Raw genomic sequence first — 26,763 nt, forward strand, 5'->3', positions numbered from 1 at the left:
GGTCCCTGAGTTCACTCTTAACACGCAAGGATTGCTATCAATGTCTACTCTTTTGACCATCAACGTTAAAAACATGCAGCCGCAGACGCAGGACTTCTTTTTCTTTCAGCAGCCAGCCGTCTATTCGGGCGGTGGTGACGTCTACACCAATTCTCTGTATTCTCAGGCTCTCGGTAATTTTAATGCGACTGGCTCCATCCTGACATTCCAGGTCAATCTCCAGTATTATGCTGGTATCCAGCAGGCTAGCACGACCCCGACAGAAGGAAATTCTTCCGGTTTCAACTCGGCCTCGCGGCTTATCGAGCTTGCCCCGGATTACGGAAGCACGGAGACACCGCCCGACACGACGACCGCGACGATTTCGCCTCTTGGTCTCAGCATACCGAAGAATACAACAGGCGTTCAGCCCGGCTCGTTTCGTATCAAAACGCCAAGCTTTACCTCGCCACCTTACTACAATGTTGGCTCGGCCGTTAACGTCAATGGCGGCATCGTCCTTTCCAACTTCGTTCAGGCGAACCCGCAGAACAACACAGATTGCCAGCCAATACTCAAATATTACGTTCAGACAGGTGTCTACACGCCGGGTAACGTCATGAACTTCTCCCAGTCCAGCTTGAATGCTGCGTTGGCGGATTTTACCGGCGGTTACACTACCTGCAATGTCAGCCTGCTACCGAACGGCGACTGGAAGACGGCTCTTCAGTAATCGTGGCGTCGCGACGGGGCTAACGGACGATAAACCTAAGCCGTTACCCTGTCTCCAGCGACGGGTGTCCGCCACGCGTTAGCTGTGGCGGGCAACCGATATGTTAATCTGGATGATTGAGCCCCATGAGCAGTGACTTTTACACGATCGTGGTTCGAAATATGTCGGCCACGACGCAATATTTCCATGTCTTTCAGCAGCAGGCAACATTTCACCCGGCTGTGGCTGCCAGTTCCATACTGAGTGGCAGCTTGGGTTGTCAGGCCGTCGGAAACTATGATGCCACGGGGGCTTCAATAGACTTCGAGATGGGGGCGGAAATCTATGCAGGTGCCATCAGCACAGCCCCGGCGGTACCGCCTTCGCGATCTGCACGGGCACGCACGATGGTGAAGGTTGCAAGTACCAATGTCGTTCGGGCGATTGACCTTGCTTCTGGATCGACGACTGCGCTGGATTGCACGACGTTGAGCGTCAGCCCGCTTGGAATGTCGAGCCCGGTCAACCAAACCGGCATAGCCGAAGGAGCATTTGGCGTGAATGTGCCGTCCTACACGCCGACACCAGATCCGCAGCTCTACTGCGGCCTAGCCACAATCAATGGTAATGGGTCGGTCCTTTTGTCGAGCTACATCGCACCGCCGCCCAACGCGACGATGACCTGCGCACCTACGCAGATTTTTTATGTGAAGACCGGTTACAAGGCCGATGGAGATGTTGTTGCCTATGACACAACCAATGCCGCGAGCTGTGATTTCACCACCGGATATACTCGCATGACCGTCACCTATAATGCGAATGGGACTTTTTCTACACAAGGTGGGTCTTAAGAAGAGATGCTACTTTTGACCTTTTGATTACTGGTTCTCTGAACCGCCATCGGCATGACGCCATGACGGGCGTCTGACAAGGCCAACCCACGATCTTCCAACCCTCATAGCCAGCGGCAAACACCGCTCGCAGCACCCGGATCCGTCGGCCGTCGCCGCCGGTCAACGCTCTTCGCATGGTGTGAGGAGCGGTCGTCTCTCCATGGAAAAAGGAAACGCCCCATGAACAGAAAGCTTCGTAATCGTCTATTGTCTATCAGCGTCGTTGCATTGGCGCTGGGTGCGGTCAGCCCGGCCTACGCCTATTCCGTCTACCGCAGTGTGACGGCGAACGCGGCAACCGGTGTGGTTGTTTGGACGAGAGACAATTTTGGTGTGAGTGGTAACCCGCCGACATTATCTTTTTTCTATTTCGACAACGACGATGATGCTCGCGCAGGCTTGCCGGCCGCACAATGCTTTGTGAAGGTTGATCTGCCTGATGATGCCCCAGCGCCGGGTGATGAGGCCAATGTTGGCAATGCCGATATCAAGTTCTACATCGATGACATTTTCAAGCCGAAGCCATTCCCCTGGGTCATTACATTTGACAACGATCCTCCCGGTCATTGGAGCATAGCAAGAAGCCAGATTACGGATGCAACGACCAACGCTGCCGCTAGCCGTGTTGCGGCGGCAGGCTTTCAGAGCCTTGCAACAACCGCTAACTCAGGCGTGACCGTGATCAACGGAACGCTTGAAAACTGCACCGCACAATAAACTTCCGCCGAGTAATCTCGGAGATTTTAGCGGAACACACGTCGCTGCCGGCTGTTACACGCCGGTGGCGATTTTTTGAGGGGAGCTTCAGAATGGCAGTACTTCATCATGCATTTCGCTGTGCGGTAACGGCTGATTTCGAACGGGATTTGCAAAATCTTATGCGGGAATGGGCGAGCGGCGACAGAGGGGTGTTTGCGGATGTGGCAAAGGCCAGATATGCCGGTTTGGCGCATCTGGAGAACATCAACACGGCTTTTTATCTTGGGCCGGGTGGCGCAGCACCTTCATGGCTGGAGCCTGCCTTCATCAGTGCCGGTCTTGCCGCTTTCGTTATGCTCGCCCCGGATTTAGAGCCTCTACCATCCCTCAGCGCTAGCCATGATACGAACCATGCGCTGCTTGCGAGGCATTTGCCCGCGCTTGGCTGGTCGGAAGATGAGTTCAGAGCCCTTATCTATGGATGGCCGATCGAGACAGTCCTGCAAAGATATGTGCGAGGAACTTCCACGGCGGTTGCTGGTGGTTTTGCCCACACCGGGGGCTGGACGCCGCCGGGCATGACCGACATTTTGCGGGAGCGGCTCGATATTCTGGCCTCAGGACGACCAGCAAAATCTCACAAACTGGCCGAGGAGGCGTTGCACGCACTGAAGGAAAACAACGCTTTTGAAGATGCGCAGAAAATGCTTGCGCATCTGGATCGTTATGACTGGCTTGTCATGGCCATTACACACTGAAGCGTGCCGCGCGGATATGTGCGACACCAGCGCGCTGCTGGCCATTTCTGGCCGGGCTTAGCCCTTCGGCGCAATGACGCCCTTGGTCAGAATGAAGCAGCCATAAAACCGCGTCTCGCCTGTCGTGATGACGCAGTAGGCATTCTTGGCCTGCTCATAAAATGCGAAACGCTCGATGCCATACATTGGCGCAGACTGGCCTTCTGCGGCATCGATTTCCGCCTGCACTTCGGCCTGAACCGGCTCGATCTGGTCGGGCGCGCCCATGACTTCCATGCGCCCGACTGAGGGCTGGATCGGGGTGTCCAGAGGGAAAACGGAGAGGATGGCCTTCATGGCGCGGGCGGCGGAGATGTTCTCCATCCGCAGGACCTGACCGACATTGGTGTGCTGCGCGATGCTGTCTGACGGAAAATTGGTATCCGTAATGACGAGCGTGTCTGCATGGCCCATGGCGCGCAGGGCGTGCAGCACATCAGCGTTCAGCGCGGGGTCGATATTCTTGAGCATTTCTTCTCCTCCATGCGGCAAATCAAGTTGGCGCACTCGAACCCGGAAAAGCCTTCGGCGTCAATCCGTCTCAGCGTCGATTGTAGACTCTTTTGCAAGCATGTATGCCTGTGCTGCGTCCGGGAGCATGCTCAGAAATATCGTGAAACCGTACCGAAACTCGATAAGTCAGCATTGCTGACCTATCGATGTTTCTATACATCTATGCGCAGAAGAACACATAAGAGGAAACGAACCCATGCTTGACTGGGAACAGATTTTCGCCACGCGCTCATCGCGCATGAAGGCATCCGAAATCCGCGAATTGCTGAAGCTTCTGGAGCAGCCCGACATCATCTCGTTTGCCGGTGGCATTCCCGATCCTGCACTGTTTCCGGATGAGGAATTCCGTCAGGCCTACGAAGATATCTTTTCCGGTCCGAAGGTGAGCTCGGCTCTGCAATATTCCGTCAGCGAAGGCTACAAGCCGCTGCGCGAATGGATTGTGCAGGACATGGCCAAGATCGGCATCGAATGCGCTGTCGATAACGTTTTCATCACATCAGGCTCGCAGCAGGCGCTGGATTATCTGGGCAAGCTGTTCATTTCGCCCAATGACACCGCATTGGTAACCTGGCCGACCTATCTTGGCGCGCTCTCGGCCTTCAATGCCTATGAGCCGACCTATGACCAGCTGAACCCCTCTGGCAACCGCACGCCGCAGACCTACCGCGACAATGCGACAAAGGCGGGTGGTGCCGTGAAGTTCGCCTATCTTTCGGCTGATTTCTCCAATCCAACAGGCGAGACTGTTGATCTGGCGGGACGTAATCGCGTTCTGGAACTGGCTGACGAGCTGGATATCGCCGTTATCGAGGACGGTGCCTATCAGAACCTGCGTTTTGATGGTGAGCCAGTCACGCCAATTCTGGCGCTGGATATTGCCCGCAGCGGCGGCATCGATCAGACTCGCACCATCTATTCCGGCAGCTTCTCCAAGACGCTGGCGCCTGGCTTACGCGTTGGTTTCGTGGTTGCCGCCATGCCTGTCATCCGCAAGCTGGTGCTGATGAAGCAGGCTGCCGATCTGCATTCCTCGACCATCAACCAGATGGCTGTCGAACATGTGGCTTCGCGTGGTTTTGACAAGCAAGTCGCCAAGATCAAGGCCGCTTACAGTGCGCGGCGTGATGCGATGCTGGTGGCGCTGGACAAGTATATGCCCAAATCCGCCCGCTGGGTTCGGCCAGAAGGCGGCATGTTCATCTGGGTAACGCTGCCGGAAGGCCTTGATGGAGCGGAGCTTCTGGCAAAGTCTCTTTCGACAGAGCGTGTGGCCTTCGTGCCGGGCAAGGCCTTCTTCGCAGATGGCTCTGGTCCCAACACGCTGCGCATCAGCTTCTCCTGCGCCAATGAGGAGATGATTGATGAAGGCATCAAGCGCCTTGGTCGCCTGATTGCCAGCGCGGAAGCGACCTCTTCCGCGACGATGCCGCTGGTTTAAGCGGTCCTTTTTACGTCATCCTCGGGCTTGTCCCGAGGATCTAACGCACCCCAACATCAAACGTAGTTAGACCCTCGGGACAAGCCCGAGGGTGACGACTAGTCTTGTTCTGCGCCATCCCAACGAGAGGATTCTTCCATGTCCAGTCAGCACGCATTTCAGCAGGTAGACGTCTTTTCCGAGCAGCCGATGAAGGGCAACCCGCTTGCCGTTGTATGTGATGCGGATGGGCTGACGGATGAGCAGATGGCGGCATTTGCCAACTGGACTAACCTCAGCGAAACGACATTCATTCTGAAACCAAGCGAGCCCGGCGCGGATTATCGCGTGCGCATCTTCACCCCGAACAAGGAGTTGCCTTTCGCCGGCCACCCTACGCTTGGCACGTGCCATGTCTGGCTGCGCCACAACAACAAAGCCGGTGTGCAGGAGGTAGTGCAGCAATGTGAGGCGGGTCTCGTTCGCGTTCGGATTGATCATGGCAAGCTATCATTCGCCGCGCCACCCTTGCGCAAATCCGGCCCGGTGGATGCTGAAACGCTGGAGAAGGTGAGGGCGGCACTTGCATTGTCTGCCGAGACCATCGTCGGCGCGAACTGGACGGATAATGGTCCCGGCTGGCTCTCGCTTCTGCTGCGCAATCGTCAGGATGTGCTGGCTATCAAGCCTGACTATAGCGCTCTTTACGCGGGGTTCCACGTTGGTGTTGTCGCGCCATGCGGCGGTGAAATCGATGCTGACTTTGAGGTGCGTGCCTTTACCGATGGCTATGAAGACCCTGTTACGGGCAGCCTGAATGCGGGCATTGCGCAATGGCTTATCGGTAGCGGCATCGCAGCCAGCAGCTATGTCGCAAGCCAGGGCACGGCGCTTGGCCGGGCAGGGCGCGTGAGTGTCGATAAGATTGGCGACGATATCTGGATTGGTGGCGCGGTGACGACCTTGATCGAGGGCGCCGTTACGTTGTGACGGCAAAGTGCCTGAGCTATTTCTCGAAATAACGACCTGTCGGCGTCGCCGCTAAAACTTGTCTGTCACATACGTGTTATGGATATGTGTTTTAGCGGTGGCAGCTATCAACAGGAACCGCATTCATGAAAACGCTCCTCTCCACTTTCACTGCCATCGTTTCGCTGGGTATTCTGGTGGGCAGCGCGCAGGCTGCTGATCTGGTGCTTTATACCAGCCAGCCGAATGAAGATGCGCAGGCCACGGTCGATGGCTTCAAGGCCGCAAACCCCGGCATCGATATCGAATGGGTTCGCGATGGAACGCCGAAGATCATGGCCAAGCTGATGGCCGAGATCGAGGCGGGCAATGCCGCGGCGGACGTTCTGTTGATTGCCGATACGGTAACGCTGGAGCGCATGAAGCAGAACAAGCAGCTGCTGGCCTACAAATCGCCGGAAGCGGCCCATTACGATGCGGCGCTTTATGATGCGGAAGGTTATTATTACTCCACGAAGCTGATCACCACTGGCATCATGTACAACACGCAGGCCGCCATGAAGCCGACCAGCTGGAAAGATCTGGAAAAGCCGGAAGCCAAAGGACTGGTGACCATGCCAAGCCCGCTGACCTCAGGTGCAGCCCTCATTCACGCGCAGACACTCGCCGGTGTCAGCACACTCGGCTGGGATTATTACAAGGCGCTCAAGGCCAATGGGGCGATTGCCGCAGGCGGTAACGGCGCGGTGTTGAAGTCCGTTGCATCAGGCGAAAAGGCCTATGGCGTGGTTGTCGACTACATGCCAATTCGTGAAAAGGCCAAGGGCGCGCCGGTGGAATTCGTATTCCCGGAAGAAGGCGTTTCGGCTGTGACCGAGCCTGTCGGCATTTTGGCGCACACCAAGCATGCTGATGCGGCCAAGAAGTTCGTGGATTACGTTCTCTCTGCCAAGGGCCAGGAAGGTTTCGTCAAGCTGGGCTACATTCCAGCCCGCAACGATGTGGCCCTGCCAGAAGGCTTCCCAGCGCGTGACAAGATCAAGGTTCTGCCCATCAATGCGCCTGATGCTTTGAAGAATTCCGAGAAAGACCTGAAGTCCTTCTCAGACATCTTCGATACCAAGGGCTGATAGGATTACATCGACGTCATTGTATCCCCGGGGCCGACCCGGGGATAACGTCGAGATGGAGTGCGACGCTTGTCATCGATCTCACAGAACAGCCAGCCGCGCTGGCTGTTTCCCTTTGTCATCACAGTGGTCTTCCTCCTCAGCGCACTGCCTCTGGGGCGGCTTGCCTATACCGGCATCCTGTCATCTCTAAGGGGTGACATGTGGCCGCTGCTGAGCGATCCTGCATTGTGGCAGGCAGCGTTGAACACGCTGTCCACATCCTTCTTCGGCATGGTCATTTCGCTGGTCATTGGCGGTGCCTTCGCGCTGGCGCTGACATTATGCGATATCCGGGGCAAATCGGTCCTCAGCTTCCTGTTCATGCTGCCGATGATGATACCGCCGCAGGTGACGGCGCTGGCATGGATTGGCATGACAGGGCCTTCCAGCACATTTTTGAAAGCCATCGGTCTCGCTCCGCCCTTGGGCTCGCCGCAGCCCCTCTATTCCATGGGTGGCATTGCGTTGCTGCTGGGTGTGCAGCACGCGCCGCTGGTTTATCTTTCGCTGCGCGCCGGTCTTCTGGCGCTGCCGCAGGATGGCATAGAGGCTGCCAAGCTTTCTGGCGCGACATCGTGGCGGGTGCTGAAAGACATCATCCTGCCGCTTGCCATGCCGGGGCTGATAGCGGGGGCCGCGATCTCCTTCGTATCCGGTGTCGGCAATTTCGGCATCCCGGCCATTCTGGGCATTCCCGCTTCGATCTATACGCTGCCGACACTGATCTACAGCCGCTTTTCCAGCTTCGGCACCAGCACATTTGGCGATATCGCCATGCTGTCCGGCATGATTGCCATCATCTCCGTCATTGGGCTTGCCATTCAGGAACGGGCAATGAAGGGGCGCGATTATCGCATCATCGGGCTTTCCGGCAAGGCTGCCACCTTCCGGCTCGGCGGCTTTCGCTTGGGTGCCGAATTTGCGCTTTGGCTCGGCATCTTCTTCATGCTGGTTGCGCCGCTGACCGCGCTGATCGTCAGTTCGCTTGCGCCTGCCTATGGCGTGCCGCTGACGTTCAAAACCGCAACGCTCCATGCCTATGAAGAGATTCTGCTGCGCCAGGCGGTCACGCGCACGGCCTTTGCCAACTCGCTGTTTCTGGGCACCGCCACATCCCTATGTCTCCTTGCGGTGACCGTGCTGACGGCCTATTTTCTGGTGCGGGGCAAAAGCCGTTTCATGTTCCTGCTTTCGGCGCTGGTCGATATTCCCTATGCGCTGCCGGGCGTTGTTATTTCCGTATCCTATGTGCTGCTGTTCGCCGCTCCCATTCCGCTGCTTGGCGTCACGCTTTACGGCACGTTGTGGATCATTCTGCTGGCCTATTTCTCCTCCTTCTTCGCCGTCAGCCTGAAGCCCATGGTATCGGCCTTCACGCAGTTCGATCCTGCGCTGGAGGAAGCGGCACGGTTGGCCGGTGCGGGGTTCAGGCGGCGCATGTTCGATATCATTCTGCCGCTGGTTGGGCCCGCAGCGGGCGCATCGGTCATTCTCGTTTTTCTCATCGCCTGCAACGAACTCACCGTTTCTGCGCTGTTGTGGTCTGCAGGCACCCAGACGCTGGGCGTCGTCATCTACAATCTCGATGACAGCGGCAGTTTCGATCTGGCCTCGGCACTATCGGTGCTGGTGGTGGCGATGGTCATTGTTCTCATGCTGCTTCTGGAAATCCTCGGGCGAAAATTGCCGAAGGGAGTTGTGCCTTGGCGAAACTGATACTCAACCGTCTGTCCAAAACATTCGGGGCAGGCAAACCGGCTGTAAACGATGTCTCGATCACGGTGCGCGATGGCGGGTTTCTGGCGCTGCTCGGCCCTTCCGGCTGCGGCAAGACCACGGTTCTCCGCATGATTGCCGGGTTTGAGCAGCCGACGGACGGTGCCATATTGCTGGGTGATCGGGTCTTGGCCGATGCTGGCAGCATGGTGCCGCCAGAGCGGCGCAACATGGCCATGGTGTTTCAATCCTACGCGCTATGGCCGCACATGACGGTGGCCGAAAATGCTGGTTATCCTCTCAAGGTCCGTGGCATTTCGGGTGAGCGCTATCGGCAGAAGGTGGCAGATGCGCTGGCCACCGTTCGGCTTGAGGCCTATGCGCAGCGGCGTCCATCCGAACTTTCCGGCGGGCAACGGCAGCGCGTGGCACTCGCACGTTGCCTTGTGACCGAACCGGATGTGGTGCTGCTGGATGAGCCGCTCGCCAATCTGGACCGGCATCTGCGGCAGGAAATGGAAGAAACATTCCGCGAGTTTCATGCCACCTCAGGCGCGACGATGGTCTATGTCACGCATGATCAGGCTGAAGCCATGGCGCTGGCGACCGATGTTGCCGTCATGTCCGAGGGCAAACTCTTGCAGATGGCAGCGCCTGCCGAACTCTATGCCCGGCCTGAAGGCAGGCTGGTGGGTGGGCTGGTGGGGCAGGGTGCCATCCTCTCGGTTCCCAAAGTGGAAGGTGCGGCCCGCACCCTCGACTGGACTGCCTTGCAGCCTCTTCTGACGGGTGACTCACTTCAGTCACCGACTAGTGACATTCTGGTCCGCCCGCAGGATGTGTTGCATGATGGGGAGGGCATTGCTTGCAGGGTGACGAATGTTCTTTATGAGGGCGAACGTTACGCCCTGCGGCTGACTCTGCCAGACGGGCAGGTGCTGCGCGCCTATTCCCGCGAACCCGCCGCCGTTGGCTCCCTCTATCCGGTCATCATCCGCTCTGCCTGGCGGCTGTGAAGCCTGCCTTGGCAAGTCTGATCGATTGTGGATATGGTGGGGGCCAACAGGGAATGACGTATGTCGCTGCGGCTTGCCACCTTCAACATCGAAAACCTTCTCACCCGTTTTGATTATAGCGGCTTTCGCAACCAGACGCGGCGCGACCGCGCCATGCAGCTTTTCGATGTTCGGGACGAGGTCGCCTATCAGGCGCTGGAAAGCGCAAGGATGCTCGCTTCCACAGATGATACGCGCCAGCTCTCTGCGCTGGCGATTGCAGATGCGGATGCCGATATTCTCTGCCTTCAGGAAGTCGACAACATGGCCGCTCTTCAGGCCTTCGAATATGGCTATCTCTACCGCATGGTGGGGAATGGGTACCGCCAGAAATACCTTATTGAAGGCAATGACAGTCGCGGCATCGATGTGGCCGTCATTATGCGCGAGGAAACGTTGGATGGTGAAAAGATCGAGCTTGTCGAGATCAAGAGTCACGCCGCGCTGACCTACCGCGAGCTTGACCTGTTTAACGAACCTCTGTCGCTGACCAACCGTATCGATGACAAGATATTCAAGCGGGATTGCCTAGAGCTCGACCTGCGGATCGGCGGCAAGCCGTTCAGCCTTTATGTCTGCCACCTGAAATCCATGAGCAACGCCCGGGAAGCTGGCGATGGCCGGCTCGGTACGATGCCCGTGCGCGAAGCCGAAACGCGCGCCATCCGCCACATCGTTGAAAGCCGCTTCAAGGACCTGCCGCGGGACGCCAGAAAGTTCGCCATATGTGGCGACATGAACGACTATCAGGAGCGCGTCGTCATTTCTGGAAACCGTCGCACCGGCTATACCTTCGCGCCTGTCAGTGAGGAACGCAGCGCGCTCGACATTTTCACCCATGATGATTTCGCGGTAAACCCCATGACGCGGCGCGATGCGATGGACCGCTGGACGCTGTACCACTCCCGTGGCCCGCAAGAGCAGCATCTCTGCCAACTCGACTATATCTGGCTATCGCCGCATCTTGCCGAACTCAACGCCGCCAGCGTCCCGGAGATCGTGCGCGCCGGTCAACCCTACCGAACCGTCTTCCCGCCCGGCCAAGACATAGAGCGCTACCCGCGCACAGGCTGGGACAGACCAAAGGCCTCAGACCATTGCCCCGTGGTCATGACGCTGGATTTGGGATGAAATGTGCGAGGGGAGAACAAGCAACTGCTGGCTCCCCGCAGCTGCAAGTTCATCAAACAGGAAAAAAAGTCGCTGTTTAAAAGTAACGCCTGCTCGGTGAGACCGAGGAGCGCTTGATTGCGCAAACGGAGGCAAATCCATCACTCGGCGGTTCTCCGGCTCGCCATGATCGACTGAAACATGTCAGCTTGGCGCTCTGAAGCGGCGCGGATGGCTTTGAGTTGGGAAAGCATATTGCCAAAAGCGGCAATGATAACGAAGCCGATGACTGCCGGCAAAGCCCATGTCATAGCGCCTAACAAGGCAAGCACTGCGTATTCGCCTTGTCCCGCTTTCGCCATGAGGGCGAGCAGGATCACGGTAACAATGCCTATACCAACCCAGCCGACCACTTGAAGAAACTTATCCATTTGCAACCTCCATGCTCAAGGCAGCAACCTGCCAGGGCGTGTTGCATGTTGCAAACAATGTCGCGTCTGATTGCCGATAGTCAGTGACGGCACCTACAAACCAGCCATTGTGGTTTGACATATACAGAGAAAAAGTTTTGGGGAGATAAGCACTTAAGTGCTTGAAAATACTGGTGCCCCCGACAAGGTTCGAACTCGTGACCCCCTGATTACAAATCAGGTGCTCTACCAACTGAGCTACAAGGGCATTCCAGTGCGGGTGGAATTATCAGATTCTCTGGTCGTGTAAAGTGGAAAAATGAATTTGATGCGGAAAAAGTTGTTGGAGGGTGATTTCGGGGCGTCTGGTTAGCCCTGGAGGTAATAGAGGCGGTGGATGATGGTCCAGTTTTTGTCACGCTGGAGGAGGGACAGATATTCGCCGAATTCTACGCCCGCCAGACGGGTGGTGAGTTTGACGGAGGCGGTGTCGCCGGTCTGGTCTATGCCGTGGATCTGGAAGTCCGGCGCGTTCTCTGCCGCGCTCGCATCAGCCGGGTGGATTTGGTGGATGAAATCTTCAAGCGAAAGCCAATCCGTGGCGCCTTCGTAATTTCCGACGATGGAGGCGCGTGGGTCAAAGACTTCGCGCAGGAGGCTTGCATTGGCATCAGTCACTGCTTGCACATAGTCTGTGATTGTCTGAGTGATTGTTTCCGACATGGTGGTGCCCTTCGCCAGAGTTATGGATGAGACTACAGCACGTTTTTAGAATACGCCAGAATCCTTTAAAACCAGTGGTTAACGCTCCTATTTAGCCGTGTTTTGCCTGTGCCGGGACCGTCCATGCCGACAGGCAATCCACATGTTTGTCGGCTGCGTTTTTTCCATTGCCATGCAGTGGACAAAATTGAGGGCGATGGCAGCATTGCTGCGGGTGCGCGGACCGATAAGTCGTTTTGCGTTCAAAACCGCAACAAAGGGGTGCCTAGGGCAGAGAAAATTTCGTATGATCTGTTTACGATCTCACCCGTTTGTTGCGGGTCAGGCCGATTTTTGTGAATGCGGGTACAGGTGTTTCGGTGATCGATCCTTATGTTTTGCTGGGTGTTGAGCGCAATGCGGATGATGCGGCGATCAAAGCTGCCTATCGCAAAGTGGCCAAAAGCGCCCATCCCGACAGCGGTGGCGACGCCGAACAGTTTGCCAAGCTGCAATTGGCCTATGACCTTTTGAAGGATCCCGTGCGACGCCGGGTCTTCGATGATACCGGATATGATCCGCAACTGGCTGATGCCAAGGATCTCAAGGGTCTGCTGATGCTGGAAACGCTGGTCAACGAGTTTATTCTGGATGAACGCGAACCCGGCAGCTTCGACCCCGTTGCCGCCATGCGCCGCAAGCTGACGGACGATATTCTCAAAAGCCGTTTTCACATTCTGGAACTGGAGCGCCACCGCGCCCGAGTGCGCAAGCACATGGACCGTCTTGGTCGCAAGCCGGAGACGGATGTTCTGGGCTCCATGCTGCGCGCTCGTAGCCAGTCCATTGCCGACGCCATCAAGAATGCCGAGACCCAGATCGAGGTCATAGAGCAGGCCTACACGATGCTCGAAGGCTATTCCTACGAGCTTGAGATGGTGATTCTGTCAGAGCCGGTGCTGAAGGGCGAGGCCGCGGAATAGTCTGCGCCGTTCAGGGGCCGTTGACCAGCGTGAGAATGAGTTGATGCACGGCACCGCCATTTGAAAGCTCGTCACGGTCAAAATCGCGGCCACGCTGGCGTTGCTCATTGGACAGTTCACCGAGACGCTTTTGCAGCACCTCGCGCACCTTCTGGCATTTGGGATCATTTTCGGCGCGAAGGCCCACGCTGAAGGCCTCGATTTTTTTGACCATATCCAGAATATGCGTGCCGTGCACACGCTCATGCGTCTCAACGCCGGATATGAAGCGCTGCCAGCTGGCAGCGACGGGTGAGGGCAGGTTCGCAGGTGCCTTGGGCCATGTGTAGATGATGACGAGGTTGGGCCGCGCCGTTGCCAGCACGCAGGCGCCATCCGGCTGAGGGCGGTAGTCACGCTTCCACGTCAGCTTGAAGGTGGTGTGGGCCACCGCCTGAACGCCTATCTGCGGGCCGCGCTCACCAATCGACTGGTAGAGTTCAAAGCCGGTCTGGCCGGTGATGGGATAGGTCTTGATCTGTTCGCTTGGGCTCCAGCCTGTCTGGGCACTCGCGCCGGAAGCCATGAAGGCGATCAGCGCGCCGGTGGCAAGAATGGTCTTAAATCGTATCGGCACGCTTTTTCCTGCTTGTGGTCATCATTTCGTGCCCGAACTGTCGTCCGGCACATATAGCTCCCAGCCACGCGGGGTTAGATGTTCTTGCGGGTGGTAGCGGATCTTGTAGCCCATTTTTTCAGAGCCGTTCACCCAATAGCCGAGATAGACATGGGGCAGGCCCAGCTTTTGCGTTCGGGCTACATGATCAAGGATGAGAAACGTGCCGAGTGAGCGCTTCTCATAATTCGGGTTGAAGAATGAATACACCATGGACAGGCCGTCACTCATTGTGTCGGTCAGCGCGACAGCGACCAGCTCACCGCGTTTGCTGTCATCGATCCCTGCGCCTGGTTCGCGCTTGCGGTATTCGATAACGCGGGTGTTAACGTGCGAATCTTCCACCATGACAGCGTAATCAAGAGCCGACATATCGGACATGCCGCCAGACTGATGGCGATGGTCAATATATCGGCGGAAAAGGGAAAACTGCTCGGTGGAGGGTTCCGCCTGGTGGACGGTCGAGACAAGATCGCTGTTGTGGCTCAAAACCCGGCGCATGGACTTTGTCGGTGCAAAGCCATCCACCAGAATGCGCACGGAAACGCAGGCGCGGCAGGTTTCGCAAGCCGGGCGGTAAGCAATGTTTTGAGATCGGCGAAAGCCGCCCTGCGTCAGCAGATCATTCATTTCGGGCGCGCGAGGGCCGACCAGATGCGTGAAGACCTTGCGCTCCAACTGACCTGGGAGATAGGGACAGGTTGCCGGAGCTGTCAGGTAGAATTGTGGTGAAGGCGTCGCCTGCGTGTTCATCGAACCCTGATCGCTCCCTTCGCCAGCCAAGCCTCTTGCATTAGAATGGCAAAAAGCTCCGAAACGTCAACTGGCAGATGTGGGTTGCACATCATTTTGACACAACCCACGCGGCTTTCCCCTGAGTTCAGGTTGTTCTGACGATAACCGTACCCAGCAGAAAGTCATGAAGCAGACGCGAGCGTTCGGTAAACAGGCCAGCCAGCAGAATCAGCGGCGTCAGAACCGAGTTGAGAATCCAGAACAGGGCGATGTGTACCGTCGACAACAGAAAATCGATTCGTCTGCCATCGACCCGTGCCATGGCAATGCCCGCAGCCCGCATGCCAGGCGTTGCCTGTGCGGAACTGCCGAGCGTCATGCCGAAATACAGGATTGCGACGATGAAGAACATGGCAGGGAACAGCACGAAGCCGAGGCCGAGCGTGAGAACGCCCAGAAAGAAGATGATGACCGCTGCAGGAATGCAGAGCAGCAGCACAATCATATAGTCAATGATGAAGGCGAAGACGCGACGGCTCAGCACGCCGCTATAGGTGCGCCAGTCATCGGTGGGAACGTATGTTGTGTTCGGGTCGAGGCTCATCGACGGTGTCTCCTGTTCGGAAAATTATATGGTGTTGAAACCGCATAATGCAATGATGAGCCAATCGACCCTTGTCATCCCCTTGCGAGTTTTTTGGCGGCCTCGATCGCGAAATAGGTCAGAATGCCGTCGCAGCCAGCCCGTTTGAAGCACAACAGCGTCTCCATCATCACGCGATCCCCATCGATCCAGCCATTCATGGCAGCTGCTTTGATCTGGGTATATTCACCTGAGACCTGATAGGCGAAGGTCGGCAGACCGAATGCCTCTTTCAGGCGCCAGCAGATATCGAGATAGGGCAGGCCGGGCTTGACCATCAGCATATCGGCCCCTTCCTCGACGTCGAGCGCGGCATCGCGCAGCGCTTCGGTGCCATTAGCGGGGCTGATATAATAGCTGTTCTTGTCACCCTTCAGCAGGCCGCTGGTGGAAATCGCATCCCGGTATGGGCCGTAATAGCCGGAAGAGAACTTCGTGGCGTAGGACATGATGCCCACATTCTGGTGGCCGCTCGCATCCAGCCCACGCCTGATAGCGCCGATGCGACCATCCATCATTTCGGATGGAGAGATGATGTCAGAACCCGCATCCGCCTGCATGATCGCGGCTTTGACGACCTGATCCACGGTCTCGTCGTTGATAATCTCACCCTCGCGCAGGATGCCGTCGTGGCCGTGGCTTGTGAAAGGATCGAGCGCCACATCGGTGATGATGCCGATGTTGGGGACCGCTTTCTTGATGGCCTGCGTGGCCACGTTGATCAGGTTGTTGGCTTCCAGAACCTGAGAGCCGGTTTCATCGCGCAGGCCCATCTCGATATTGGGGAAGGTGGTAATGGCGGGAATGCCGAGATCGGCAGCTTCCTTGATCGCTTCGACCGCTCTGTCCACACTCATGCGGTTGACGCCCGGCATGGACGGGATCGGCTCCAGAATATTGGTGCCCGGCACGATGAACACAGGCCAGATGAAATCATCCACCGTCAGCATGTTTTCGCGCACCAGTCGGCGGGTCCAGTCTGCCTTGCGGTTTCTGCGCATGCGGCGGTGGCCGGTGATGTGGTCCACGAGATGGGTCTTGTCGGTCATGTATATCTGCCTTTCCAAATATACCCTGCACATAACACAGGGAAAACGACATGCGAATGCGGCAGATCGTTGCGGGGTTTTGGCAGGCGAATTCCCGCAGATCAATATCTGCTGGTCGCGCCCACCACAGGCCACTATCCTGACAGCATGGAACCTGATTCTCTACCGCATCCCAAGATGTCGCTTGCCGAAATTCTCTACATCACCTTTCTGAGGCTGGTGGCGCTTTCGTGTTTCTGGTTCGGCCTGCAATATTGGGCTATGTTGACGGGCTACTCCCTAAGCGGGCTTGCGCGCTTCGATATGCTCAACATGCCATGGCGGGTTGCCGGCACCAGCCTTGCCGTCGTGTTTCCCGTTGCAGCGCTCGGACTTTGGCTTGGCGCGTCCTGGGGGGCGGTCATGTGGGTCATCGGTGCGGGCACCCAGATTGCCATGTACAAGGTCTGGCCGGATATTTACGGAAACAACACCATAGTGCCCGTCATGCACGGCATCGTGTCAACGGTTTATATACTATTCCAGGTCGCTTTTTGGCTGGATGCGCGCCAAAATGACGAGCGCTCAAGAATTGATTTACCATAAAATTAAAGCAATTCAGCCCTGATTTTCTCCGAAAATTTGACCTAACCTATTGAAATATATAGGGACGATTGTGTCTTATTTGGACGGGCGCCGGGTCGCACCAAATGCCGATCATGCAAGTAACGTTTCGTTAATCCTGCATTTTAAGTAGAATTTTATGCGCATTGCTTAGATTTCCTCTCAAGGCGGGAAACAAACAAACACCGCCAAACAAAACAGTGAGGCAGTCATGATCAATAGCAAAGCAAAGCCACAGGCCGCAGTTTCCGACACACAGGACGAAACCATCCGCTCTCTTTACATGGAATCGCTCCACCTGGTTGAGCGCCTCCACCGCCGCCTGCTCGATGTCATCAAGGACGAGTTCGACCGTCAGGGTCGCGATGATGTCAACGCAGTTCAGGCGCTCCTGCTTTTCAACATCGGCACATCCGAACTGACCGCCGGCGAGCTTCGTTCGCGTGGCTACTACCTCGGCTCCAACGTATCCTACAACGTCAAGAAGCTGGTAGACCTCGGCTTCATCAACCACCAGCGTTCCCGCATCGATCGCCGCTCGGTTCGCATCAGCCTGACCGAGAAGGGCCAGGCCATCGCAGAAACCGTTGCAGGCCTCTACGAGCGCCACATCGGCTCCATCGAAAAAGTCGGCGGCATCGGTACCGGCGAGTTCGCCGAAATGAACAAGATGCTTCAGCGTCTGGACCGTTTCTGGAACGACTCGATTGCTTACCGCCTGTAATCGCTGGCCATAAAACAGCCTTCAAGCAAAGCCGGACGCGTCTCGCGTCCGGCTTGTTGCATTATTACGTGTCCTCGTTGCAAAATCACAGGCTGACACAGCTTCGTGAGTGCGCTTTAGGTGACACGAATTGGCCATATTGGTATGGGACCGCCACATGCTAGGAGCCGGCGGTGTCTCCCGTGTTCGCGTCATGCGTCATCCAAAAGTTTCGCATCGAGTTCATCCTGCCGGCAGGCACGCTATACGTGTTTGTTAACGATGTTGTTTTAGGCGTTGTAAAAGATGCCTGATGAAGTGGCTGGTAGGTGAAATGACAAAGAAAATCGTCTCTGAAGTATTATCCCGGCGCGCCATGCTGCGCTCTGCCGTTTCTCTCGGTGCTGTGGCTCTTGCCGCGCCCGCATTCGCGCAGGATGCGTTCAACGATCTTATCGGATCGTCGCGTCGTGGTAACTGGGACGACCAGTTTGATGCAAACTCATCGCGCTCCACCGCCGGTGTTGCATCAAACACGCCAGTTCTCAGCCCTGAATCACCAGCCTATGTGCAGCAGGCCATGCTGCAGTATCAGCAGATCGTTTCGAATGGCGGTTGGCCTGAGGTTCCTGCAAGCCAGCAGAAGCTTCAGATCGGCGTCAGTGATCCGTCCGTTCAGGCACTGCGTCAGCGTTTGATGATCTCAGGCGACCTGCCGCGTGAAGCCGGTATTTCCAGCTCGTTCGATTCCTATGTGGATGGTGCGCTAAAGCGTTTCCAGGCACGTCACGGCCTTCCTGCCGATGGTGTGATCGGTGAGTATACGCTGAAGGCGCTGAATGTTTCGGCCCAGATTCGCCTCGCACAGCTTCAGACCAACCTTGTTCGCATCAACACGATGTCGGGCGATCTTGGTCCGCGCCATATCATGGTCAACATTCCGGCAGCCTCCATCGAAGCCGTTGAAAACAACCGCGTCGTGTTGCGCAACACTGCTGTTGTTGGTCGCGATACGCGTCCCACGCACATCATCAATTCCAAGATTTACGAGATCATTCTCAACCCTTACTGGACTGCGCCTCGCTCGATTATCGAAAAGGACATCGTGCCGCTGATGCGGAAGGACCCGACCTATCTGGAGCGGAACAACATCCGCCTTCTGGATGGCAGGGGACAGGAAGTGTCTCCAACGACAATCGATTGGAATGCGCCGAAGGCTCCGAACCTGATGTTCCGTCAGGATCCAGGCAAGAACAACGCCATGTCTTCGACCAAGATCAACTTCCACAACCCGAACAACGAATATATGCACGACACGCCGCAGCAGGGTCTGTTCAACAAGCTGATGCGCTTTGAATCGTCTGGCTGTGTGCGCGTGCAGAACGTTCGCGACCTCACATCCTGGATGCTTCGCGATACGCCGGGCTGGTCGCGACAGGAAATCGAGCGGGTCATTGCCAGCCGCGTCAATACGCCGATCAAGCTGGCGCAGGAAATTCCCGTGTACTTCGTTTACATCACGGCGTGGTCTACCCGTGACGGCGTCGTGCAGTTCCGCGACGATATCTACAGCAAGGACGGCAACGCCGAACTGGCACTGAACACGACCAACACCATGGAGCAGCCATCGGGTTCAATCGAGGACGACCTTATTCCTCGCAACTGATCCATTGTGCTGATGACATCTAAAGCCGCGTTTTCTTTGAACGCGGCTTTATCTTTTGGAGGGCGGCGGCGTCGGAAAGATCGAATTATTCTGACAAAGTCGCAGTTTGACGGGCAAATCTCGCAGGCTGTCTTGCTCTTGAAAGGGCAGGGCGCTAAGACGCCATCGCATTACTGTTTCAGGAGCTTTCATCATGACGAACACAGATGCCTTCTTCTCCAGTCCGCTCGCCGACGTCGATCCAGATATTTTTGGCGCGATCGAGAAGGAGCTCGGTCGTCAGCGCCACGAGATCGAGCTGATCGCCTCGGAAAACATCGTTTCCCGCGCTGTGCTTGAAGCGCAGGGCTCGATCATGACCAACAAGTACGCCGAGGGCTATCCTGGCAAGCGCTACTACGGTGGATGTCAGTTCGTTGACATTGCCGAGCAACTGGCCATCGAGCGGGCCAAGAAGCTCTTTGGCGTCAACTTCGCCAACGTTCAGCCTAACTCCGGTTCGCAGATGAACCAGGCCGTGTTTCTCGCGCTGCTTCAGCCGGGCGATACCTTCATGGGTCTGGACCTGAATTCCGGTGGTCACCTGACGCATGGTTCGCCTGTCAACATGTCCGGCAAGTGGTTCAATGTTGTGTCCTACGGTGTTCGTGAAGGCGACAACCTCCTTGATATGGAAGACGTGGAGCGCAAGGCACGGGAAACCAAACCAAAGCTTATCGTTGCTGGCGGCACGGCTTACTCCCGCGTCTGGGACTGGAAGCGCTTCCGTGACATCGCTGATGAAGTCGGCGCCTACCTGATGGTCGACATGGCGCATATTGCCGGTCTAGTCGCCGGTGGTCAGCATCCTTCGCCGTTCCCGCATTGCCATGTTGCCACAACGACAACGCATAAGTCGCTTCGCGGCCCACGCGGCGGCATGATCCTGACCAATGACGAGAGTCTGGCGAAGAAGTTCAACTCTGCCGTATTCCCCGGTTTGCAGGGCGGCCCGTTGATGCACGTCATCGCCGGCAAGGCTGTTGCATTCGGTGAAGCTTTGAAGCCTGAATTCAAGGACTACGCTGCTCAGGTCGTGAAAAACGCCAAGGTGCTGGCTGAAACGCTGATTGAAGGTGGTCTGGATGTCGTTTCCGGCGGTACCGACAACCACCTGATGCTGGTCGATCTTCGCAAGAAGAACGCCACCGGCAAGCGTGCGGAAGCTGCTCTTGGTCGCGCATACATTACCTGCAACAAGAACGGCATTCCGTTCGACCCTGAAAAGCCTTTCGTGACCTCCGGCATCCGTCTGGGTACGCCTGCTGGTACGACACGCGGCTTCAAGGAAGCGGAATTCCGTGAGATCGGCAATCTGATCGTCGAGACGCTTGACGGCCTCAAGGCTGCCAATTCCGATGAAGGCAATGCAGCCGTCGAAGCTGCCGTTCGTGAAAAGGTTGTCGCGCTAACGGACAGGTTCCCGATGTACCCGTACCTGTAACCGTCTATTCCATAATTGCCGCTGGTGGGCTGCAAATGGCAATTTCTGCGCTTCCGGTGCTCACGTACTTTAAGTACGCTGCGCTCCAGTTCTCGAAATCGCCATTTTCGCCACACCAGCAGCAATTCTTGAACAGACAGTGAGATGAGGATTAAGTAATGCGCTGCCCTTTTTGCGGCTCGGAAGATACGCAGGTCAAGGACTCGCGACCGGCGGAGGATAACACCTCCATCCGCCGGCGGCGCATTTGCCCGGATTGCGGCGGTCGCTTCACGACCTATGAGCGCGTGCAGTTGCGCGAGCTTATGGTCATCAAGAAAAGCGGCCGCAAGCTGCCGTTTGATCGTGAAAAGCTGGTGCGGTCTTTTGAGATCGCACTGCGCAAACGCCCTGTGGACCGCGATCGCATAGAGCGTGCCGTTTCAGGCATTGCGCGTCGTCTGGAAAGTTCTGGCGAGACGGAAATTCCATCGGAAGAAATCGGCTTGCAGGTGCTTGAGGCGCTGAAGGGTCTCGATGACGTGGCGTTCGTACGCTACGCCTCTGTCTATCGCGATTTCAGCCACGCTGAAGATTTCGAGAAGGTCATTTCGGAGATCAATGCCAAGATTGCGCGTGACACGGACGCCGGTGCGTAAGTTATGACGTCTCGCGCCGATGATGAGAAGTTTATGGCGCGTGCTCTCGAGGTTTCGCGCCTCCATGCGGGCCTCACCGATACCAATCCCTCCGTCGGCTGCATCATCGTCAAGAACGGTGAGATCATCGCCGAAGCCGTGACTGCCATTGGCGGTCGTCCCCATGCGGAAAGACAGGCGCTCGAAATCGCGGGCGAAGCCGCAAGGGGCGCAACGGCCTATGTGACGCTTGAGCCCTGTGCCCATTTCGGAAGAACCCCGCCCTGCGCAAACGCCCTTGTTGACTTCGGCATTGCTCGCGTCGTCGTCGCTGTCGATGATCCGGATGAACGAGTTTCCGGGCGCGGTAATCAGATTCTGCGCGACGCCGGGATAGAGGTCGAGACCGGAGTGCTGCGCCAGGAAAGCAAGCGGGCACTGGCAGGATACCTCACGCGAAAGCTGAAGAAACGACCGCATGTCATATTAAAGATTGCGGTTTCTGCTGACGGCATGATCGGCAGGCTCGGTGGAGGGCAGGTGGCAATCACCGGTCCTGAGGCGCGTCATGCTGTACATCTTTTGCGCGCGCGTTGTGATGCAATCCTTGTCGGTCTTGGGACTGCCGCAGTTGATGACCCCGAACTCACCGTGCGCATTTCAGGACTTGAGCATCGCTCGCCGGTGCGGATCGTGATGGATCGACGTTTGGAACTGCCGCTGAGTTCAAAGCTTGTGCGCACGGCGCGCGATGTGCCCGTCGTGGCGGTGGCAGGGATTGAGACAGACCTCGTATCGAGGCGCGAAGCGCTAATGGCTGCGGGTGTCGACGTTCTGGAAACCTCCTCACTCGCCGACCTCCTTGCCGTTCTCGCAGAGCGGGGAATGTCGGAGCTTCTGGTTGAGGGCGGCGCACGCGTTGCGAAAGCCTTCCTTGAGGCTGGTCTGGTGGATCGCATCCTTTTGTTTGAAGGCCGTGTCGTTGTTGGTGAGGGTGGGGTTGAAAGCCCGCTCCAGCGTGCCGATATCCCGCAGGAATATACCTTTGTCGGCGAGACCGCTTACGGGCCGGATCGCTGTTTTGAATTTGAAAGGCCGCTTTGATGTTCACCGGAATTGTCACCGATGTCGGAACCGTCGCTGAAGTTGAAGCGCTGCCAGAAGGTGTCCGCCTTCGCGTTGCAACGGCTTACGACCCCAAAACGATCGATATCGGCGCATCGATTTCCCATGGCGGCGTGTGCCTGACGGTAACGAAGCTGCCAGATGCTGGCAGCAATGAGCGCTGGTTCGAGGTTGAAGCCTGGGAAGAAGCCTTGCGCCTCACCACCATCGCGGGCTGGAAAAAGGACACGCGCGTCAACCTCGAGCGAGCGCTAAAGATCGGTGACGAACTCGGTGGCCACATCGTCTCCGGCCATGTGGATGACAAGGCTGAAATCCTCTCCATTGAGCCTGAAGGCGAAGCGGTGCGCATCCGCCTGCGTGCCCCTGCCCACCTTGCAAAGTTCGTGGCGCCCAAAGGCTCCATCGCGCTTGATGGAACGTCTCTCACGGTCAACGCCGTCAATGGCACGGACTTCGACGTACTCCTGATCCGCCACACGCTCTCAGTCACCACATGGGGCGACCGCCAGCCGGGTGATTTCGTGAATTTCGAGGTCGATACGATGGCGCGTTATGCGGCTAGATTGGCTGAGTTTCCTGCTGCATAAATGTCGGGCCTGATGTGTAGCTACATGTGGGCAGGCCCAATCGGCTGCGCTATAGCTTTATCCGCTTTATAGCTTCAGTTCCGCACCAAATCACGACGACTGAAAAGAATATTGATGCAGCAATCGTATAGTGATTGGACGAACCAGACACCAATTCACCAAATATACTGTACGCCGCGTAGAACGTTGGAAACATAAATATTCCCCAAGCACTCTCGCTAATAATTGCGTTTTTGTCTATGTGAATATCGGTAGCATATATCCGCCACTTTACATATTTCATCCGCAAATTAAATATCAATATTGATGATAAGATTGATAGATAGGGAGTTAACAGATATTCCGGAGTCAGTAGTGCGCTGATAAAAAGAGCCAATTGTGCTACTGAAGTGAAAAATATTGTTTTATTTCGCAAAATGATAACTCTTCAATATTTTAATCATGGATAAATACCGATCTGAATCCGCTGCAGTGCAGGCAATAAAACGTATATTTCTCTTGCCGTTTCGGCAATCGGTTTGTCGCAATGGTCACTCGATCTATTCGCTAGAGGCTTGACGCATAGACCTCGAGTCTGGCCTGATGGAACTGTCATGGGCAGTTGGGGGATCGATATGCCGTCTTATGAATTGCTGACTGCCTTTTTTATAACGACGGCACTGTTTGCCTATATTCCCGGCCCGGCCATGCTCTATGCAGCGGCGCAGACTATGGCGCGAGGGCGTTTTGCGGGGCTGATGGCCGTGCTTGGCATCCATGTGGGCTGCTATTTTCACATTATTGCAGCGGCAGCGGGTTTATCCGTGCTGTTTCAGGCCGTGCCGTGGCTCTATTTTGCGGTCAAGCTTTGCGGCGCGCTCTACCTGATCTGGCTCGGCTTTTCCATGCTGCGCAGCAAGATGGAGGGCAAGGACGTTGACCTGACGTTTCAACCGAAATCGGCGAGGCGAGCGTTCATCGACAGCATTATCGTTGATGTGCTCAACCCGAAAACCGCACTGTTCTTTCTGGCCTTCCTGCCGCAGTTCGTTGACCCGGCAGCGTCATTTCCAATCTGGCTGCAGTTTCTGATCCTCGGCATTGTCGTCAATATCATTTTTTCGTCGGCTGATCTGGTCGGTGCACTTCTGGCGGGCGCAATGGTCGGAAGATTGAAGCGTTCCAACGGTGTCCAGACCATGGTCCGGCGCGGGGCGGGCGCTGTTTTGATGGGGTTGGGTGTCCATCTTGCTTTTCAGAAAAGCTGATCTACGACGCCTCCCAGACAGCCAGACGCGGCTGCCATGTGTGAAAAATGCTTGCCAATCGGGGCTAGCCATGGTTTGACCGCGCCAAAAGCCGGGATGATCCGGCGCAGCCTTTCAGGAAAATCTTATGTCCAAGCCCCATCTTCTCATCGTGGAAGCACGTTTTTATGACGATATGGCCGATGCACTTCTCGATGGCGCGAAATTTGCGCTCGATGAAGCTGGCGCCACCTATGACATCATCACCGTACCCGGTGCTCTTGAGATCCCGCCTGCTATCGCAATGGCGCTTGACGGCGCAGACAATGACGGCGCGGAATATGATGGCTTCGTTGCGCTCGGCATGGTCATTCGCGGTGAGACATACCATTTCGATATCGTTTCCAATGAATCCTCGCGTGCGCTGATGGATCTGGCTGTCAGTGAATCGCTGGCCATCGGCAACGGCATCATGACCGTTGAAAATGAAGAGCAGGCCTGGGCGCGCGTTCGCCGGTCCGACAAGGACAAGGGTGGCTTCGCGGCCCGTGCAGCGCTGACCATGATTGAATTGAAGAAAAAACTGGGTGGCTGAGACCATGAGCAACACTGAAAACGGTTCCGAGCCCCGCCAGCCATCCACAAAGCCCGTCAACCAACGCGGTGCGGCGCGGCTTGCTGCCGTGCAGGCCCTTTACCAGATGGATGTAGGCGGCACCGGTGTGATGGAAGTCGTTGCCGAATACGAGGCGCATCGGCTTGGCCAGGAAGTGGATGGCGAGACCTATCTGAAGGCGGATCCATCCTGGTTCCGCTCCATCGTTGCGGGCGTTGTTCGGGATCAGACAAAGATTGATCCGCTGGTGCGCTCTGCGCTGCAGGAAGATTGGCCTTTGTCGCGCCTGGACACTACTGTTCGCGCAATTCTTCGTGCTGGCACGTTTGAAATTCTGGAGCGCAAGGACGTTCCAGTTGCGGTCATCGTCACCGAATATGTCGAGATCGCCCGTGCGTTCTTCGAACATGAAGAGCCAAAGCTGGTGAACGCGGTTCTGGACCGGATCGCCAAGCAGGTGCGCGGCGAGGCAAAACGCTGATCTAGGATATTGAGGAAGATATGAGCGCTGTTTCTGTTGTCGGTCTTGAATATCAACTGGCGCAGGCCAAGCGCAATGTCTTCCTCCTCATGGCGGCACAAGCCATCATGGGCTCTGCCGGGCCGCTCAGCTTTTCCGTTGGCGCGCTTGCGGGTTATCAGCTTCTGGACACCGACAAGGCTTTGGCCACAGCACCGCTGACCGGCTTCAACATCGGCGTGGCGCTTGGCGCCATCGCCGTTGCCATAGCATCACGCTATATGGGACGCAAAGCGGGTTTCATCTTCGGTGCACTTTTGTGCGCCACGGGTGGTGGCATCGCGGCTGTCGCACTTTTGCGCTCCGAATTCTGGCTGTTTGCCGCCGGTTTGATGCTGATTGGCATTTCGAGTGGCTTCACCCAGAAAATTCGTTTCGCTGCGGCTGATGCCTCACCTTCCTTCTACAAGCCGAAAGCTATCTCCTGGATCCTGGCGGGTGGCATCGGATCCGCCATCATCGGCCCGCAGCTGGCCATTTTTGGTAAGGATCTGCTGGCGCCGGTTACTTTTGCCGGTGCCTTCGTAGCACTCATACCGCTCGGCCTTGTTGCTGCCGCCATATTCTCTTTTCTGAAATTGCCTGAGCTGCACAGCGCATCTGCGACGGATGAACCGGCACGGCCGCTCATGGCCATCGTCAGCACCCATCGCTTCGTTACAGGCATGATCTGTGGCATCGGTTCCTATGCGCTGATGACGTTCATGATGGTGGGCGCGCCGCTTGCCATGGTCATCGGCTGTGGATTTCCAACTGAACTGGCGACGCTTGGCATCCAGTGGCACGTGCTGGCCATGTTCGCGCCCAGCTTTTTCACGGGCATGCTGATTGCCCGCTTTGGCGCAGAAAAGGTAGTGGCTGCTGGGCTGGTCATTCTGATGGCCTGTGCCGTTGTTGCGCATATGGGAATCGAACTCTGGAATTTCTGGGCAGCCCTCATTCTGCTTGGGGTGGGCTGGAACTTTGGGTTCATTGGCGCAACGTCGATTGTTTCGTCCAGCTACCGCCCGCATGAGGCCGACAAGGTGCAGGGCTTCCACGATATCGTGCTGTTTGGAACCGTGGCCATTTCGTCATTTGCCTCAGGTCAGGTGTTTTCCGCTTTGGGCTGGTCGTTCATGAATCTCGTCATCTGGCCCGTGGCCGGGACCTGTTTTCTCCTGGTTCTTTTTCTTTTGCTAAAACAAAAGCAGAACCACTCTGTATCAGAGACTTAAGATTTCCAGCTGACATGTTTCGGGCTTGACGCAGCGGGTTTCGGCAACGCATCCTCCGCGCGCAAGCCGTTGCTCCCGGGAGGGGAAAGGCGGCTTACCTCGGCGTAAGGGTCGTTGCACCCTCACGCCCCGCATGGTTTCGCCCACCGGGCAGGGAGTGAGCCCGGCACATTGGAGGTAAGTGC

29 protein-coding genes and 1 tRNA gene are annotated in these 26,763 nt (G+C 56.5%); 22 read left to right on the forward strand and 8 right to left on the reverse strand.

Going from position 1 to position 26,763, the window contains the following annotated elements; translation table 11 throughout:
• The first annotated feature begins 40 nt into the window (after positions 1 to 40).
• The 4 genes from IFT53_RS08355 to IFT53_RS08370 all read left to right on the forward strand — a co-directional run bounded on the left by IFT53_RS08355 (position 41) and on the right by IFT53_RS08370 (position 3,041).
• Entirely contained in the window at positions 41 to 712 is a 672-nt protein-coding gene (locus IFT53_RS08355; protein ID WP_192064071.1) for a hypothetical protein, read from the forward strand.
• 125 nt (positions 713 to 837) lie between these two features.
• Positions 838 to 1,542 (forward strand): hypothetical protein, encoded by a 705-nt coding sequence (locus IFT53_RS08360; RefSeq protein WP_192064070.1) that lies wholly within the window; start codon positions 838 to 840, stop codon positions 1,540 to 1,542.
• A 222-nt stretch (positions 1,543 to 1,764) separates the two neighbouring features.
• Complete coding sequence (locus IFT53_RS08365) at positions 1,765 to 2,301, forward strand: hypothetical protein (protein ID WP_192064069.1); 537 nt, start codon at positions 1,765 to 1,767, stop codon at positions 2,299 to 2,301.
• Between the two features lie 92 nt (positions 2,302 to 2,393).
• A complete protein-coding gene (locus tag IFT53_RS08370) occupies positions 2,394 to 3,041 on the forward strand; it encodes a hypothetical protein (protein ID WP_192064068.1) in 648 nt (215 codons plus the stop codon).
• Positions 3,042 to 3,098: 57 nt separating this feature from the next.
• Here IFT53_RS08370 and IFT53_RS08375 read toward each other — a convergent pair whose 3' ends face one another.
• Positions 3,099 to 3,551, reverse strand: coding sequence for an RbsD/FucU family protein (locus IFT53_RS08375; protein ID WP_192064067.1), 453 nt, complete (start codon positions 3,549 to 3,551; stop codon positions 3,099 to 3,101).
• 238 nt (positions 3,552 to 3,789) lie between these two features.
• On the opposite strand from IFT53_RS08375, the gene IFT53_RS08380 reads away from it, so the two are divergent.
• From IFT53_RS08380 to IFT53_RS08405, 6 genes are all read left to right on the forward strand, one after another.
• Positions 3,790 to 5,034, forward strand: coding sequence for an aminotransferase-like domain-containing protein (locus IFT53_RS08380; protein ID WP_192064066.1), 1,245 nt, complete (start codon positions 3,790 to 3,792; stop codon positions 5,032 to 5,034).
• 138 nt (positions 5,035 to 5,172) lie between these two features.
• A complete protein-coding gene (locus IFT53_RS08385; protein WP_192064065.1) occupies positions 5,173 to 6,003 on the forward strand; it encodes a PhzF family phenazine biosynthesis protein in 831 nt (276 codons plus the stop codon).
• A 125-nt stretch (positions 6,004 to 6,128) separates the two neighbouring features.
• A complete protein-coding gene (locus IFT53_RS08390) occupies positions 6,129 to 7,112 on the forward strand; it encodes an ABC transporter substrate-binding protein (RefSeq protein WP_192064064.1) in 984 nt (327 codons plus the stop codon).
• Positions 7,113 to 7,181: 69 nt separating this feature from the next.
• Positions 7,182 to 8,870 carry an ABC transporter permease gene (locus IFT53_RS08395; RefSeq protein ID WP_192064063.1) on the forward strand — a complete coding sequence of 563 codons (1,689 nt, stop codon included), beginning with the start codon at positions 7,182 to 7,184 and terminating at the stop codon, positions 8,868 to 8,870.
• A complete protein-coding gene (locus tag IFT53_RS08400) occupies positions 8,858 to 9,886 on the forward strand; it encodes an ABC transporter ATP-binding protein (protein WP_192064062.1) in 1,029 nt (342 codons plus the stop codon). The genes IFT53_RS08395 and IFT53_RS08400 overlap by 13 nt, the downstream gene beginning before the upstream one ends.
• A 60-nt stretch (positions 9,887 to 9,946) precedes the next feature.
• Positions 9,947 to 11,056, forward strand: a complete 1,110-nt coding sequence (locus tag IFT53_RS08405) for an endonuclease/exonuclease/phosphatase family protein (RefSeq protein ID WP_192064061.1) — start codon at positions 9,947 to 9,949, stop codon at positions 11,054 to 11,056.
• A gap of 140 nt (positions 11,057 to 11,196) precedes the next feature.
• Here the strand turns inward: IFT53_RS08405 and IFT53_RS08410 are convergent, their stop codons facing one another.
• The 3 genes from IFT53_RS08410 to IFT53_RS08420 all read right to left on the reverse strand — a co-directional run bounded on the left by IFT53_RS08410 (position 11,197) and on the right by IFT53_RS08420 (position 12,168).
• Entirely contained in the window at positions 11,197 to 11,466 is a 270-nt protein-coding gene (locus IFT53_RS08410; RefSeq protein WP_192064060.1) for a hypothetical protein, read from the reverse strand.
• Positions 11,467 to 11,637: 171 nt separating this feature from the next.
• A tRNA-Thr gene (locus tag IFT53_RS08415) sits at positions 11,638 to 11,713 on the reverse strand.
• Positions 11,714 to 11,814: 101 nt separating this feature from the next.
• Entirely contained in the window at positions 11,815 to 12,168 is a 354-nt protein-coding gene (locus IFT53_RS08420; protein WP_192064059.1) for a nuclear transport factor 2 family protein, read from the reverse strand.
• A 359-nt stretch (positions 12,169 to 12,527) separates the two neighbouring features.
• Here IFT53_RS08420 and IFT53_RS08425 point away from each other — a divergent pair, with 359 nt between their 5' ends.
• Complete coding sequence (locus IFT53_RS08425; RefSeq protein ID WP_192064463.1) at positions 12,528 to 13,130, forward strand: DnaJ domain-containing protein; 603 nt, start codon at positions 12,528 to 12,530, stop codon at positions 13,128 to 13,130.
• 10 nt (positions 13,131 to 13,140) lie between these two features.
• On the opposite strand, the gene IFT53_RS08430 is transcribed toward IFT53_RS08425, so the two are convergent.
• The 4 genes from IFT53_RS08430 to hemB all read right to left on the reverse strand — a co-directional run bounded on the left by IFT53_RS08430 (position 13,141) and on the right by hemB (position 16,212).
• Entirely contained in the window at positions 13,141 to 13,695 is a 555-nt protein-coding gene (locus IFT53_RS08430; RefSeq protein ID WP_192064462.1) for a DUF922 domain-containing Zn-dependent protease, read from the reverse strand.
• Between the two features lie 72 nt (positions 13,696 to 13,767).
• Positions 13,768 to 14,538 (reverse strand): arginyltransferase, encoded by a 771-nt coding sequence (locus IFT53_RS08435; RefSeq protein WP_192064058.1) that lies wholly within the window; start codon positions 14,536 to 14,538, stop codon positions 13,768 to 13,770.
• Between the two features lie 127 nt (positions 14,539 to 14,665).
• Complete coding sequence (locus tag IFT53_RS08440) at positions 14,666 to 15,124, reverse strand: RDD family protein (protein ID WP_042616030.1); 459 nt, start codon at positions 15,122 to 15,124, stop codon at positions 14,666 to 14,668.
• A 74-nt stretch (positions 15,125 to 15,198) separates the two neighbouring features.
• Positions 15,199 to 16,212: a porphobilinogen synthase gene (gene hemB, locus IFT53_RS08445; RefSeq protein WP_192064057.1), complete on the reverse strand. Its 1,014-nt coding sequence runs from the start codon at positions 16,210 to 16,212 to the stop codon at positions 15,199 to 15,201.
• Positions 16,213 to 16,359: 147 nt separating this feature from the next.
• On the opposite strand from hemB, the gene IFT53_RS08450 reads away from it, so the two are divergent.
• The 11 genes from IFT53_RS08450 to IFT53_RS08500 all read left to right on the forward strand — a co-directional run bounded on the left by IFT53_RS08450 (position 16,360) and on the right by IFT53_RS08500 (position 26,578).
• Positions 16,360 to 16,797, forward strand: a complete 438-nt coding sequence (locus tag IFT53_RS08450) for a DUF6163 family protein (RefSeq protein ID WP_042616110.1) — start codon at positions 16,360 to 16,362, stop codon at positions 16,795 to 16,797.
• Between the two features lie 232 nt (positions 16,798 to 17,029).
• On the forward strand, positions 17,030 to 17,539 hold the full coding sequence (gene ldtR / locus IFT53_RS08455) for a transcriptional regulator LdtR (RefSeq protein WP_192064461.1): 510 nt from the start codon (positions 17,030 to 17,032) through the stop codon (positions 17,537 to 17,539).
• A gap of 313 nt (positions 17,540 to 17,852) precedes the next feature.
• Positions 17,853 to 19,184: a L,D-transpeptidase family protein gene (locus tag IFT53_RS08460; protein ID WP_042616027.1), complete on the forward strand. Its 1,332-nt coding sequence runs from the start codon at positions 17,853 to 17,855 to the stop codon at positions 19,182 to 19,184.
• 193 nt (positions 19,185 to 19,377) lie between these two features.
• A complete protein-coding gene (glyA, locus tag IFT53_RS08465) occupies positions 19,378 to 20,667 on the forward strand; it encodes a serine hydroxymethyltransferase (protein WP_192064056.1) in 1,290 nt (429 codons plus the stop codon).
• 158 nt (positions 20,668 to 20,825) lie between these two features.
• Entirely contained in the window at positions 20,826 to 21,305 is a 480-nt protein-coding gene (nrdR, locus tag IFT53_RS08470; protein WP_042616025.1) for a transcriptional regulator NrdR, read from the forward strand.
• A gap of 3 nt (positions 21,306 to 21,308) precedes the next feature.
• Positions 21,309 to 22,388, forward strand: a complete 1,080-nt coding sequence (gene ribD / locus IFT53_RS08475) for a bifunctional diaminohydroxyphosphoribosylaminopyrimidine deaminase/5-amino-6-(5-phosphoribosylamino)uracil reductase RibD (RefSeq protein ID WP_192064055.1) — start codon at positions 21,309 to 21,311, stop codon at positions 22,386 to 22,388.
• The gene (locus IFT53_RS08480; protein ID WP_192064054.1) at positions 22,388 to 22,999 is read left to right on the forward strand and encodes a riboflavin synthase; all 612 of its coding nucleotides are present in this window, start codon (positions 22,388 to 22,390) and stop codon (positions 22,997 to 22,999) included. Before ribD ends, IFT53_RS08480 begins: the two co-directional genes overlap by 1 nt.
• A gap of 614 nt (positions 23,000 to 23,613) precedes the next feature.
• On the forward strand, positions 23,614 to 24,246 hold the full coding sequence (locus tag IFT53_RS08485; RefSeq protein WP_192064460.1) for a LysE family translocator: 633 nt from the start codon (positions 23,614 to 23,616) through the stop codon (positions 24,244 to 24,246).
• A gap of 127 nt (positions 24,247 to 24,373) precedes the next feature.
• The gene (gene ribH / locus IFT53_RS08490; RefSeq protein ID WP_042616021.1) at positions 24,374 to 24,820 is read left to right on the forward strand and encodes a 6,7-dimethyl-8-ribityllumazine synthase; all 447 of its coding nucleotides are present in this window, start codon (positions 24,374 to 24,376) and stop codon (positions 24,818 to 24,820) included.
• 4 nt (positions 24,821 to 24,824) lie between these two features.
• Positions 24,825 to 25,322, forward strand: coding sequence for a transcription antitermination factor NusB (gene nusB / locus IFT53_RS08495; RefSeq protein ID WP_192064053.1), 498 nt, complete (start codon positions 24,825 to 24,827; stop codon positions 25,320 to 25,322).
• Positions 25,323 to 25,342: 20 nt separating this feature from the next.
• Complete coding sequence (locus tag IFT53_RS08500) at positions 25,343 to 26,578, forward strand: MFS transporter (protein ID WP_192064052.1); 1,236 nt, start codon at positions 25,343 to 25,345, stop codon at positions 26,576 to 26,578.
• Positions 26,579 to 26,763 lie beyond the last annotated feature (185 nt).

The organism is Rhizobium sp. CFBP 13644, assembly GCF_014842165.1.
Taxonomy (GTDB): domain Bacteria; phylum Pseudomonadota; class Alphaproteobacteria; order Rhizobiales; family Rhizobiaceae; genus Agrobacterium; species Agrobacterium tumefaciens_C.